The 13,059-nt window shown below is 45.8% G+C and carries 13 protein-coding genes and 3 pseudogenes; 4 read left to right on the plus strand and 12 right to left on the minus strand.

What is annotated here, in order from left to right; genetic code table 11:
* Positions 1–95 (minus strand): annotated as a pseudogene (locus tag ACRC32_RS21265) (IS6 family transposase); the annotation flags it as partial.
* A 139-nt stretch (positions 96–234) separates the two neighbouring features.
* Between ACRC32_RS21265 and ACRC32_RS21270 the strand changes: the two are divergent.
* On the plus strand, positions 235–429 hold the full coding sequence (locus tag ACRC32_RS21270) for a hypothetical protein (protein WP_438555837.1): 195 nt from the start codon (positions 235–237) through the stop codon (positions 427–429).
* Positions 430–662: 233 nt separating this feature from the next.
* Here ACRC32_RS21270 and ACRC32_RS21275 read toward each other — a convergent pair whose 3' ends face one another.
* The 6 genes and pseudogenes from ACRC32_RS21275 to ACRC32_RS21300 all read right to left on the minus strand — a co-directional run bounded on the left by ACRC32_RS21275 (position 663) and on the right by ACRC32_RS21300 (position 5,031).
* Entirely contained in the window at positions 663–815 is a 153-nt protein-coding gene (locus ACRC32_RS21275) for a transposase family protein (RefSeq protein WP_438555838.1), read from the minus strand.
* A 430-nt stretch (positions 816–1,245) separates the two neighbouring features.
* Positions 1,246–2,046: an RMD1 family protein gene (locus ACRC32_RS21280; RefSeq protein WP_438555839.1), complete on the minus strand. Its 801-nt coding sequence runs from the start codon at positions 2,044–2,046 to the stop codon at positions 1,246–1,248.
* 71 nt (positions 2,047–2,117) lie between these two features.
* Positions 2,118–2,953 (minus strand): annotated as a pseudogene (locus ACRC32_RS21285) (metal ABC transporter permease).
* A complete protein-coding gene (locus ACRC32_RS21290) occupies positions 2,950–3,747 on the minus strand; it encodes a metal ABC transporter ATP-binding protein (RefSeq protein WP_438555840.1) in 798 nt (265 codons plus the stop codon). The pseudogene ACRC32_RS21285 and the gene ACRC32_RS21290 overlap by 4 nt, the downstream one beginning before the upstream one ends.
* Before the next feature lie 12 nt (positions 3,748–3,759).
* Positions 3,760–4,818, minus strand: a complete 1,059-nt coding sequence (locus ACRC32_RS21295) for a metal ABC transporter solute-binding protein, Zn/Mn family (protein ID WP_438555841.1) — start codon at positions 4,816–4,818, stop codon at positions 3,760–3,762.
* 51 nt (positions 4,819–4,869) lie between these two features.
* Complete coding sequence (locus tag ACRC32_RS21300; protein WP_438555842.1) at positions 4,870–5,031, minus strand: hypothetical protein; 162 nt, start codon at positions 5,029–5,031, stop codon at positions 4,870–4,872.
* A 347-nt stretch (positions 5,032–5,378) separates the two neighbouring features.
* Here ACRC32_RS21300 and ACRC32_RS21305 point away from each other — a divergent pair, with 347 nt between their 5' ends.
* Positions 5,379–5,783: a hypothetical protein gene (locus tag ACRC32_RS21305; RefSeq protein WP_438555843.1), complete on the plus strand. Its 405-nt coding sequence runs from the start codon at positions 5,379–5,381 to the stop codon at positions 5,781–5,783.
* Positions 5,784–5,952: 169 nt separating this feature from the next.
* Here the strand turns inward: ACRC32_RS21305 and ACRC32_RS21310 are convergent, their stop codons facing one another.
* On the minus strand, positions 5,953–6,795 hold the full coding sequence (locus ACRC32_RS21310; protein WP_438555844.1) for a transglutaminase-like domain-containing protein: 843 nt from the start codon (positions 6,793–6,795) through the stop codon (positions 5,953–5,955).
* A gap of 166 nt (positions 6,796–6,961) precedes the next feature.
* On the opposite strand from ACRC32_RS21310, the gene ACRC32_RS21315 reads away from it, so the two are divergent.
* Entirely contained in the window at positions 6,962–7,093 is a 132-nt protein-coding gene (locus tag ACRC32_RS21315) for a hypothetical protein (protein ID WP_438555845.1), read from the plus strand.
* 100 nt (positions 7,094–7,193) lie between these two features.
* Positions 7,194–7,997 carry a glutathione S-transferase family protein gene (locus ACRC32_RS21320; protein ID WP_438555846.1) on the plus strand — a complete coding sequence of 268 codons (804 nt, stop codon included), beginning with the start codon at positions 7,194–7,196 and terminating at the stop codon, positions 7,995–7,997.
* On the opposite strand, the gene ACRC32_RS21325 is transcribed toward ACRC32_RS21320, so the two are convergent.
* From ACRC32_RS21325 to ACRC32_RS21340, 4 genes and pseudogenes are all read right to left on the minus strand, one after another.
* Positions 7,998–9,449: an RtcB family protein gene (locus ACRC32_RS21325; protein WP_438555847.1), complete on the minus strand. Its 1,452-nt coding sequence runs from the start codon at positions 9,447–9,449 to the stop codon at positions 7,998–8,000.
* A 100-nt stretch (positions 9,450–9,549) separates the two neighbouring features.
* Positions 9,550–9,978 (minus strand): archease, encoded by a 429-nt coding sequence (locus ACRC32_RS21330; protein WP_438555848.1) that lies wholly within the window; start codon positions 9,976–9,978, stop codon positions 9,550–9,552.
* 147 nt (positions 9,979–10,125) lie between these two features.
* Positions 10,126–11,341: pseudogene (locus tag ACRC32_RS21335) on the minus strand (FAD-dependent oxidoreductase).
* 50 nt (positions 11,342–11,391) lie between these two features.
* Complete coding sequence (locus tag ACRC32_RS21340; RefSeq protein ID WP_438555849.1) at positions 11,392–12,930, minus strand: phytoene desaturase family protein; 1,539 nt, start codon at positions 12,928–12,930, stop codon at positions 11,392–11,394.
* Between the last annotated feature and the right edge of the window lie 129 nt (positions 12,931–13,059).

The following is a 13,059-nucleotide window of genomic DNA, read 5'->3' on the forward strand; positions in this document are numbered from 1 at the left end:
TTTTCAAGGGTATCCCGGTAGCTCAAAGGAAAAGTGTAGTAAAGCCACACGCACTGGCTAATAATTTCGCCGGGGAATCGATGACGGGAGTACATGGGTCAGGAATCGTGAACAAAGCAGAATCAGTACGATTATTCTATCTTTGGGTTAAGTTGACAATACCCAATTGGCAGTCACTTTCCTGCACCAAAGCGCTGGCTATTTGGTTGGTTTGGGGTTCGAGGAATCGGCTCCTTGTACTATCTATTTTATGCTTGTGGAGAAGGTTTACAGAAGACCCCAGAATTAGGTGAGTGGCTAGCTTGGATTGTCTACATCGCTATCGAAGTTTCCAGAGTTTTGCATGGAACGAGTGCTACCCCTTTAATGAATTGGTACGAGCAGAAATTTCAGGAGAAGGATTTGGAGCAGGAACGATCTTCTACTTGAGGAACGGGCTAAAAATTCAGATGAAGATAGCAAGGCTTCTGCTGTTAGCATTATGCATCTATTAATTTGCCAAACAATAGTAAATCCAATTGTTATTAACGATTAAATTTGTTTTATTACTAATAAAATTACTGAGATTTATATGAATTCGTTATTAGTTTTTTATTATAAAAAGTTGCGTTATTGATGAAATTTACTGCGATCGCTCACTACCCTACCTATAAAGTTAAATTTTATTTCTCAACCTCCAAACTTTTCTTAATAGCACGGCAAAAGTCGTCATATTCAATTAAACTAGATGGTAATAATTCTTCCAAGAGTGGCAACCAATAATTAAAGGTATCATTTGCGGTAGACTCACTTACCCCAAATTGGATACCAAGCAATTGAAATGTCGTCAGATGCCGGAGATAAACTAAAGTTAAAATTATTTGTTATTTGAGTGATAATTTAGGTTTTCTACCACCTCCATCTGTAATAATTCTAATTTTCTTAGCTTCTGACAAAGCTTGTTTTTCATTGTGTAATCTCGTGACATTTTTGACTAATATTTGTAACTGCTCGTGTTTCAGACCTATCAATCTCTGGGTTTCTTGAGGATTCAATTCAATGTAACTCAGTATATTACTCATTTTTCTTGTAAAAAACTTATTTTAATATTCTTCTACCCTATAATATACTATATTGGAGATGTCTATTATAAAATACAATTTGCTCAATTTTCTCGAACTCATCGCGAGCAAGATGCGATCGATGACTTAAATTTTTAATCCTTGAGATTCCAGCTTTATCTCCCCGATCGCGAGGCTTGGCACTCTAACGATTGAAAATCATCTCGTACAAGGACAGAAATATTTCTACCACAATCAAAATAACGATATACCATTCCACGCGCAAATTAGTATTATGTTGAAGCAAACTCAGTGATGTTTCGATAGTACGATAGACGAGTGCTAGTTTGCGTTCCAATACTAACTGTCGTTGCTGGATTTCAAACTCTTTTTCCAGTCGCAAGTAAAAGCGATCTAATTCGGAATATTCCCAAAGAAGTTTTGGCTTATCGATTACCTGGACTCGACCAACCATTTTGTGTTCCACGGCTAGAGCATTACCCAATTGCTTCAGTAATTCTCCTACTTGCTGTTTGCCCCAACAAGAGTGCTGTAAGCGGTTTGCAAAAGGTTCGATACGTTCAAAAGCACTAGCAATCTGAATCTCGTAGTAAGCCAGAATTACGCTCTTGGCAAGAATAGTTGCCAAGATTTGCAAACTTTTGAGATCGAAATCTGGCAAAAAGATAATGTCACCTTCTACTGTCCCCGTACTATTAGCATCGCGGTGAATTTCGACATTTTCTACTTCTGGAGAGGCAAAAGGAACAATAGTGAAATCTCTGAGATTATTAATAAAAATTGCTTCTTCTAGGGGAGAAAGACCGTATAAAACAACTGCACCGTAATGAAAAAGAGCCGCGCAACCAGATTCGCCAGCCGCTACCACGAGGGGGTCTTTAGCCAAAAAGTCTATTTGTTCTAAAGTTTTTAGATCGAGACTTTGCCCAAGCAGCAGGGCGCGCACTGGAACAATATCGCGATCGCCAAAAAGAATTGTCTGCATTTGATTTTGAAGATGAAGACCCTCTTCCTGATTTAATCCATCATCCTGAGCATCGATTGTTAACAAAGTCGCTATCGCTTGGCAAAGAAGCGATCGCCACGAATGCGACGTAGTAATGGCTGCACTGCCACGCTCAACAAATAAGCAACCCCAGCCACTAAAATAATCGTCGCGCCAGAAGTGAGATTGAGCAAGTACGATAGCCACAACCCCGCCGTGGTGAAAACCATGCCTAGGATGCTTGCCAATCCCATCATCTTTTTCATATCTTTGACAAATAGTCCGCTGATGGCGGCTGGCATCGTTAACAGGGCGATCGTCATAATCAACCCTACCACCCGCATCATCATTACGACAGTCAGCGCGATCGTACACATGAGAGTTAAGTAGATCGCGTCTACTGGCACGTTGGCAACCTTAGCAAAGGTTTCGTCAAACGAAATTGCCAATAGTTCTTTGTAAAACAATACCGACAAGGCAACAATTATCGCGTCGAGTAACACCATAATCAGCAGGTCTTGCCAGGAAACCGCTAAAATGCTGCCAAACAAGTAGCTCATCAGATCTGCCTTATAGCCCCCTCTAAGTCTACAAGGATAATCCCGATAGCCATACCAATAGCCCACATCACACCAATAATGGTATCTGCTCGCTGTCGGGTGTAGCGTTGCACGATGCCCATCCCTAACGCTGCTGCCAAACTGAAGATCACCGCGCCCAGCACGGGATTAAATCTGAAGAAGTACCCCAGTCCAATCCCGCCATAGGCTGCGTGGGCAATGCCACCACTAATGAAAACAATCCGGTTAATCACGACAAACGTGCCGATAACGCCACAGGCAATACTGACTAGCACGCCTGCTACCAGCGCGTTACGCATGAAGTCAAACTGTAACGCCTCAATCATTGCCGTTCCTCCTCGATCGCGTGGTTTGGAAAGACGCGATGCGGCACACCGTGGGCGATTAAGTCAACAGGGCATTTGTACGCCAACTCTAGCATCTGGGGCGTAATTTGCTTTTCGCCATGATAGAACAATTGCCGATTCAGGCAACCCACAGTTTTGACGCACGAGGCGATCGCGCTGATATCGTGCGAGATCATCAAAATTGTCATCCGCTCGTTCAACTGTCTGAGAATTTCGGCAATGTGACTGCCTGCATGGGGGTCGAGACTTGCCATCGGTTCGTCCAACAGCAGAATTTTGGGTTCCGTTGCTAGGGCGCGAGCGATGTAGACTCGTTTTTTTTGTCCGCCAGAAAGTTCGCTGATGGGGCGATCGCCCAGATGCAGCATCTCCACGCTACGCAATGCCTCCGCCACAATTTTGTTGTCTTTGGCAGTGTAAGGCTGTAGCAATCGCCGTTTCCCCAGCCGCCCCAACAGCACCACGTCCCAGACGTTAATTGGAAAGTCGCGATCGAATTCCACTGTTTGCGGCACGTAGCCAATGTAACGCCGCCCCTTGATGACATTCATGCCCATGATGCGTACTTCTCCCCGCATGGGTGGCAACAGCCCCAGCAGCACCTTGAATAGCGTCGTCTTGCCACCCCCGTTTGGACCGATCAGCCCGATAAAGTCCAATTCCTTCACTGAAAGGTTGATGTCCTCCAACACCATCTCGTGGTCGTAGCCAGCCCAGAGGTGCTGAATTGCGATCGCCTCCAGTTGCGTGTCTGTTATGTCTGCGTGTTTCATAGTGGCTGGTGGCTAGAGAGTGAGGGGTGAGGGGTGAGTGATGAATAGGGTGTAGGGTGTAGGGTGTAGGGTGTAGGGTGTGGGGTGTAGTGAGCCTAACACTTCTGTCTTCTGTCTCCTATCTCCTGACTCCTGACTCCTGACTTCCGAATTCTGAATTCTTCTGTCCTGGTTCAATACCTTGGCAAATGTATCGGCGACAGTACGCAGGTTATTCAGCCAATCAGGTGATAGCGGATTGAGCAGCAGCACCTCCCCGCCGATTTCCCTGGCGATCGTCTCTGCCGACTGCGTGCTAAACTCCGGCTCGGCGAAGACCACTTTAATGTCTTCTGTTTTAGCTTTGGTAATGAGAGTCGCTAGTTCGGCGGCTCTAGGCTCCTGCCCACCAATCTGAATCGGAATCATCTCCAGTCCGTAATCGCGAGCAAAGTAGCCCCAACTGGGATGGAAGACGATGAACTTGCGGTGCTTTACTCCCTGTAGTGACTTGCGAATGTCAGCATCCAGCGTATCGATATCTGCGACGAATCGCTCCAGATTTGCCTGATATACCTGCTTGTGTTTCGTATCGAGCTGCATCAAGGCGTTAGCGATCGTCTGCGCTTGAATTCTAACCAACGGAGGCGAAAGCCAGATATGGGGGTCGAGGTTGTCGCTCTTGTCAGTACGGGCTTTCCCTCCTTCTTGGTAGCCTGCTGTCGTTGGCATTCGCTCGATCCCCTGGGTTGTATCTACGACAAGCATTTTGGGATTTGCTGCTTTGATTTTGCCCATCCAGGCTGACTCGAAGTCAATCCGAATTCGCATGTAGGCACTGGAATGGCTCAGTGCTTTTAGTTGGGCTGGCTTCGGCTCAAAAGTGTGCGGTTCAGCCCCAGGAGGAACCATCACGTTTACTATCACGTAGCCGTTGCCGATCCGCTCGACAAAATATTTCTGTGGCGCAATACTCACCATGACGTGCAGTTGTTCGACACTAGCTTTAGGTGTCGGACGCTGTTGGCAACCAGCCAGTGGCATCACCCCAAATAAAAGCATAGCTAGGAGGACGTAAAAGCAATTGACCATCCGTCGCTACTCCCGTTGTCATTTTCAATGAGGCAGAAAACATCAGGATCTTCAGTCAACTGGGTGAGTCAACTGGGCGGGGACGCACTCGCGATCGAGGTTGTCTTCTGTTCGCCTGCCCTTGTGAGGAAGTATGAGATAGATTTTGGCAATTTTAACGATCGGAGATTGAGCGATCGCCCTAAGATAATGATAGTTATTACTGGCACTCAATAAGTCTTTGTAACAAATATGTTACTCCACTAATTAACCTAGTAAAATTAATTTATGGGGTAAGATTTGCCTACTATTCAGATTGTTTGAATACCTGCAAAGATTGCTCCAGTACTAAGAATTTTTAAGAAATTTACAAACGAGTATTGCATGTGCTTCGATTGCAAATACTGTGATTTATTCAAGAGGATTTGGCAGAATTAATTCAGTTATTATCGATCGTTTAATCAACTGATTTTCATAGCATATATTCCGGATCGCTGGTGATAATATTAAAAGAAGTGCATTGCCTCAAAATCTCATTCAAGTGCGATCGCTGCTGACAGATTTAGATTGAAGAGGACACCATGATCGATCTAAGTGTTCAAGCAAAAATTATCGCCCTTTGGGCAGTGTTTCTGTTTGGCATGGTCTTTCACAGCCAACTGGCAATGATGCCAATGCTATACGGTCAAAGCGTTGCTATGCCTGGTGCTAAAGGAAAAATGCCTGCGTCCCATCCGTGGTTGATGCTGGGCTTTTATGCCATTCCCACGATCGCGATCGCGGCAACAGCATTGATTAACTGGCAGCCCTACAGAATTATCCATTTTGGCTTAACAGCACTTTACACTGTGATGAATTTCTTACATGCGGCGCTCGACCTGACTGTGAAACCAATTGAGTGGTATCAGATTGCTTTGATGCTCATTATATTTGTCAACGGCATTTTCTTGAATATCCTTGCTTTTCAATGGATGCAAGCGTTTTAATTAACTGCGATATCCTCAATGAAAGGAGCCAGAAGCCAGAAGCTAGGAGTCAGGAGTAACCCCATGTTTGAAAACAGGGGTTTCAATAAAGATGCGCGCATTTTCTTGTCTTCCACGAATAAATTCGCTCTTCTTGTGACCGATTAAGTCAGGAGCAGTCGCACAGTATTCATTCTGACTCCTGGCTCCTGACTCCTGACTTCTCCTCGGTCACTTTATCAGTCCAAACCGTGAATTTTACTAAATTGACTGAACCGAAGGAAGTCGCAAACGCAATATCCACGGCATCGCGACCTCTTGCCATCAGGATACGTCCAATTCGGGGGATATTGTGACGAGCATCGAATGCATACCATCGATCGTCCAGGTACACCTCAAACCACGCACTAAAATCCATTGGCAAGGGACAAGGTGGAACGCCGATGTCGCCGAGGTAGCCCGCCGCACAACGCGCCGGAATGTGCAAACAACGGCAAAAGGTGACGGCTAAATGCATGAAATCTCGACAGACTCCAGTGCGCTCGGTATACACGTCATAAGCGGTTTTGGTAGGACGGGCATACTCGTAGCCAAAGCGCACGTGTTCGTGTACCCAATCGCAAATAGCTTGAACTCGCGCCCATCCTGGCGGGGTTTGACCGAAGAGTTGCCATGCGATCTCCGACAACAAATCGACTTCACAGTAGCGACTGCCTAGCAAGTATGGTAATGTCCCTAGCGGTAAATCTGCCACAGCATGTTGGCGAGCATGGGGATTGACTGGCTCTGGTCGATTGTTATCTTCAACAATAGCGTGATTCCACAATCGTACTCGTCCTGCTGGTAAAATCAGGCGACCAGCACGATTACCAAACTCATCCACAAATTCTTCAATCGGAGTTTCTGGCTCAACTGTGACGCATTCGGGCTGTTTCAGGCGCGGCAGTTGTGAGGGGTGTAAATAAAGCTTGACGATTGTTGGTGCAGGTGAAGGCACATCCCAAAGCAATTCATAGCCGATCTGAATTAACATTTCTGCTCTGCTTTTGGCATTTCCTATCTCATCTTACAAGTAGTCGCTAGCCTAACAAAATGCAACCGCGATCGCTTTTCCTCATAAATTCCTGGCGATCGGCAGGGCAACACCAGACACGTGCGACAATATTATACAATCGAATGCAGCACGAGGTCTGGAAAGTATGGCATCGTTCCATCAACCAGTTTGGGCATTGCCGATTGAAGCCGTCTACGAGTCACTGGCAACTGCTAGCGATGGCTTGCCTGAGTATGAAGCAGTACGATTGTCTGGTGGAGTTATGGTGACTCGTTAGCAGATCTTCAGCAAGTCACTGGGACAATTTTGAGCCACTCCGCCGAGCCAGAGGTGAGAGCCATACAGCGCCTTTAAACGTCGCTAATTGAATCATATCTATGCAGAAGTATCCACAAAAACCAGCTTTCCGCCTCATCACTATCCCAGTCAGCCATTACTGCGAAAAAGCAAGATGGGCATTGGAGCGACTCAATATTCCCTATATTGAAGAGCGCCATGTACCGCCGATCCACCGATTAGCTACCAGTCAAGCTGGCGGCAGTTCCGTTCCCATTCTAATAACCGAGGCGGGTACTTTTACTGACTCGACTGACATATTGCATTATCTCGATCGCATCGCCTCGGGAGAAGCTAAGCTTTACCCCACCGATCCGCAACTGCGTCACGAGGTAGAGCAACTTGCCGCTTTGTTCGATACACAGCTAGGTCCCAGTATCCGATGTTGGGCATACTTTTACGTGTTCGACGATTGGCAATTAATGCGGCGGTTGTGGGGCGAGGGAACACCGCTTGTCGAACAGGCATTGTTCTCTATAGCCTTTCCCATCGCTCGCTCTATTGCTCGACGGATTTACAACATTACGGCAGACTCAGCCGCCAGTTCCCTTGGCACAATTAAGAGCATATTTGAGATGGTAAGCGATCGGCTGGCGGATGGACGGCGCTACTTAGTTGGAGATCGCTTTTCCGCCGCCGATCTCAGCTTTGCTTGTTTCGCAGCTCCAATCTTGGCGACTCCTGAGTATAGTGTCAGGTTACCTGGGTTACACGAGTTACCGAGTCAAATGGCGGCAGTCAGCCAGGAGCTACAAGAAATCCCAGCTGGAGCATACGCACGGCGCTTGTTTCGTCAAGAGCGCCTACACAAGTACCTGGAAGAACGATTGCATCTAGCGGGCTAATCAGCCTTTGATGACGGCAACAGGTCGTAGGCGAGCGACTTGACGAGCAATGCCAGCGTGGCTGACGGTAGCAACGACTCGCTCGACATCTTTATAAGCTTGAGGGGCTTCCTCGGCTAGCCCTGACATCGAGCCAGCGCGGACGCTGATTCCCGATTTTTCTAATTCCTGCCGCAGGCGATCGCCCCGTACGGAGTGCTTTGCCTTCGTGCGACTCATGACTCGCCCTGCCCCGTGGCAAGTCGAACCGAAGGAAAGTTCCTCGTTCGCTGTCGTCCCCAACAGAATCCAACTCTCCGTACCCATAGAACCAGGCACTAAAACGGGTTGACCCAAAGAACGATACTCCGGTGGTAATCCGGCAAACCCTGGTCCAAAGGCTCGTGTTGCTCCCTTGCGATGCACGCAGACTGGGATTTCCCGACCTTCGATGCGATGGGTTTCCATCTTCGCCATATTGTGAGCAATGTCGTAAACCTGCCGGAGGTGACTTTGTCCGGTTGGAGTCCCAAACACTTCTTGGAAACTCCGTCGAGCGTGGTGAGCCAGAGTTTGACGATTGGCAAAGGCATAGTTTGCCGCTGCTTTCATTGCTCCTAGGTAAGCTTGTCCTTCTGGAGAATCAAGCGGGGCACAAACCAATTCTCGGTCGGGAAGATGGATGCCATAGCGGATCGCTGCGAATTGAAATTCTTGGACGTAATCGGTACAAATCTGGTGACCAAAGCCGCGAGAACCGCAATGAATTTGGACTGCTAGACAACCTTGTCTCAATCCCATTGCTTCAGCTGCCTCGCGGTCAAAAACTTCCTCAACTACATCGACTTCTAAAAAATGGTTGCCTGCGCCCAGAGTCCCCAACTGCCCTTTTCCCCGTTCCTTTGCTCTCTGGCTGACATTTTCCGGCTGAGCGCCTTCTAGACAACCAAACTCCTCCGTGCGAGCTAGGTCTTCTGCCGTGGCATATCCGCGTTCCAGTGCCCAGCGAGAACCTTTCCGGCAGATTGCGTCTAGTTCCTCCATCGACAAAGGTATGCTGCCCTGTTCACCCACACCACTAGGACAGTTGTGATAGAGACTGCTCGCCAGCTCGCCCATGAAAGGCTTTGCTGTTTCATAATCAATTTCAGCAGCCAAGACCCGCACGCCGCAGTTGATGTCATAACCCACAGCTCCAGGGGAGATAATACCGTCGGGTACTCGCGATACCATGACACCACCAATTGGCATCCCATATCCCTGATGTACGTCGGGCATGATGGCAACGTGACCTACAAGACCAGGAAGTTGGGCAACATTGACAGCCTGAGTAATAGATAGATCTCCTAAAGCATCTTCCAGGATTTCCTCATCGGCGAAGACCCAGACCGGAACTTTCATGGCTGGATGGAAAGATGTGGGGATCTCCCAAATGTAATTATTAATCCGGTGGAAATCTTGCTTGTTAACCATAATCCCCTCCTCGGTGCGGCATCCAGGGATTTTATCTGCGCCCTTGCAGGCATACCAGTAACTCTGCCGCATCCGGCAGTCGATCTCAGATACCTCGATCTCAAACGTCTAATACTAGTGTCGCTTCAAAACCTGTTTCTGTCGAATGAATTGCTAAGTTATGGTAAGTTGCTGCCTTAATATCTTTGAGCCACTGCTGGGTGGGGGAGCCAGTTACTTTAGCATATAAAGTTTTTCCATCAAGCTGCAAAATTTCTATTTGCTCGAACCCTAGATTTTCACTCTCATGTATGTAGATCAGTTCGTTCAACCAGGCAACTAGTAAACTTTCATTGTCCACACCTTGTAGATGAATCTCTCGTACAACTTGTGGTTCTGCTGCTAGCTGCATCCCGACAAGGTAGTAAAGTCCTTGTGCTGCCCGCACAAACAATTCTGCTAAACTTTGACCCCAAACTCGATAAGCCCAATCAGCAGTATGTTCGATTTCTTCAAATCCTTCTGGTTTGAGTAGATCTGCGTGTTCCATGGAAAGCAATTAGCAATTAGCACTTAGCGTTTAGCGATGAGCGTTTAGCGATTAGCACTCTTAGTTACCTAGATAACTCAGGAAATAAAACTTCATGACTTTCTCACAGCTAACCGCTAATAGCTAACCGCTAAGCAAGCCTGAAAACTATCCAATTAATTGAGCCACCGCGATTGCAGAAGCGATCGCACCTTCATGCAATCCATCATTCAAGATAAGCGCCCGCATGATAAGTATTGTTCTCACCATTTGTCATGTTAACTTCATCTCTATATCTAAAGGACTCGACAGTATACAGCGGCGTGTGATGTTCCTGAACGTGAAGAATTTTCTCTTTGGCGATCGCATTCTCCAGATTAAACGCCAGACTGTATTGCCGAGATGATGAGATGCCGCAAAGTAGGTTGAGATAAGCATTATATCCCCATCCGTTTTCAGTTTGAAAAAAATCAAATTCCGAAAATTTCTCGATCCCGTATTTAGCATACATCGAAGTATCGGTATGAATAACAGTTTGCGCCTGGTTTTGCTGCCATGCTGAAAACCGTTTGATTTCTTCACTAATTGGATCGGCTAATAACTTCATCACTTGGTCGGGTGGCGTTGCGAAAACCACTTTGTCAAATATCTGCGTCATACCATCCGCAAGTTCGATTTTTACGGAATTCATTATTCTAGAAATTGCTGTCACCTTGACGTTGAGCAAGATTTCACCCCGAAAGCGTTCCAGAATTTTTTCAATATAAGAATACACTCCACCTTTAATTCTGACCCAGTTGACAAAGATATAATTTCGTAAGGCAGGAATCGCTAGTTCTGCCGGAAAATCATCGATTGACTCAAAGGGCATTGAGTAGCTATACATTGTCAGTAATTTCAGCCAGCAATTTCGGATGCATTGTCGTTTCAAATAATATGACATTGACCGATTGTATAAATCTGGCATTTGGGCAAATCGCATTTTTACCCATAGTCCAGCGGAACGGGCATAAAGAGTGTCGAGTCTCAAATATTCGATCGCTCTTTGAATTCCTGTAAAGTTTTTTTGGATTGCCAAACCAGACAGAAAGCGGCGACCATCTTTCAGAAATAAAGCTGAAGCCATATAAACGGGTTCTAATTCAACCTCTAATTCTTGCATCAAATTCAGAAAGTTGTGAAACGCCACCGGAAATTCAAGGACACCACATTCCAAAATGCGATCGCACTCAGAGCGATTGGGCTTAACATTTTTATTAACTGTCCGAATATGTCCGCCCAAAGTCGGTTGTTTCTCAAAAACCGTGACGTGATGCCCCTTTTTATCGAGCAGGTATGCCGTGACTAGACCACTTGCTCCGCCTCCAATAATTGCTATTCTCATATTTCACCGTCAACTCATGGGAGGTTTTCATAAATGAGCTTTGAAGATTTTTAACTATTTCCTAAAATCAAATCGCCCGACAATCTTTGATATAAGATTGCCCCCGTCCAAAATGTAGCGGCAAAGCCTGGATAGCCGGATGAAGCATTGCAAAAATAGAAATTCTTTAAAGATGTTTTGTGATTCAGCCGACCAATTCCCATATTGCGAGGCGTGAGGTTGGAACCATAGGAATTCCCCTGCGGACACCAGCAAAATCGCTCGTTCGTGGTGGGACTTCCGGTAATTTTGAACACAATATATTTTCTCAAATTTGGGATATAGTTTTTTTCAGCTGCGTCGAGGATAAAATCTAAAATTTCCTCTTTTTTCTGGTTGTAAGCCTTTTTATCGGTATCTCTCAGGTGTTTAAAGTAATCGTAGTTGGCAACAGTCAAAAATTCGATAATTTGACATCCTTCTGGACAATCGCGCTGCTCCTCTGTCATTAAAGTAGGTGTTGTGATGGCAAAACTAGGATTGGAAAAGTCGTGCTGCTCGTACATCAGATTGAATGCTTCATTCAAATCCCGATGACCTGTATGGAAGGTGTTCCATTTACCAAACCCATAGTCTCTTAGATCGATATCCTTCACAACGCAGTAGACCATATAGTTAGAAGGAGAATAATCGTAATTTAGCCGCTGGCGTACCCTCTGAGAGAATTTTTCTGCTCCGATTATCTGGGCAGCTTTTTTAGGGTCCATATTGCAGATAATTGTTTCGGCTATAAATTCACGAATTTGATTCGCGATCGCGTCTTTTGCCTGGACTCCAATTACCTTATTATTTGTGACTAGAAAATTAGTGACTTCATGATTAAATAAAATCTCGCCGCCATTTTCTTCAATTATCTTAACCAATGAATCGATGACATATTCAAAATGCTTTGTTGGGTAAAAAGCACCTTTTTGATATCCAGTGAATAAGATAACCCAAGCGTAAAAAGAGAGCCGATTTGGAGGTAGTAGAAAATCAGGCCATTGCAGTGCTAAAAGTGTTTGTGCCTCTTGAGGCAGTTTGAATTTGTCAAAAACATCTTGCAGCGTACTGTTGAGATATTTTAAGGCACAGGAGACTTGACCGAAATGCTGGAATAATTCAGTAGGAATCAAGGGGGGCGATAATTTCTGCAATCCCTCACTTGTCTTTTGGACTTCTAAAATAAATTTATGAATGCGATCGGCATCTTTGGGAAACAGATCGGCAAGCCTTCGGATTAACTCCTGGGATTCTGAGGGAATATCCAGCGAGTAACCTAGCATTCTCATATGGTCAAACCCGTTAGGATCGTACCGCTCGAAAGTCACATCTTTCTCTAAGTTCAGTTTTTTCAGCACCCGATTTACGGTTTGTCCTTCACCGCAGTCCCAAACATAGTGTAGTTGTGCATTAAACTTATACTTTTTTGCCATCGTAAACGTGTGACCAAAGCCGCCTGGATACTCATGAGCCTCCAAAACTTGGACTTTTTTACCGGATTTTGCCATGAGCGAGCCAAATACCAATGCTGACAAGCCACTGCCTACGATCAGGTAATCTGGTTTCATGCTATTTTTCCTTCACTGAATATATGAGGGAAGCCACTGGTTTGACCAGTGCGACCAGAAAAGCTTTGAGCGATGAGGTAGTAAAGTAACTCCCACGGTTGATGGCTTGATGAAGCAAACCGTAGGAGG

Origin of the sequence: Chroococcidiopsis sp. (genome assembly GCF_051657925.1) — a bacterium.
Lineage (GTDB): Bacteria > Cyanobacteriota > Cyanobacteriia > Cyanobacteriales > Chroococcidiopsidaceae > Chroococcidiopsis.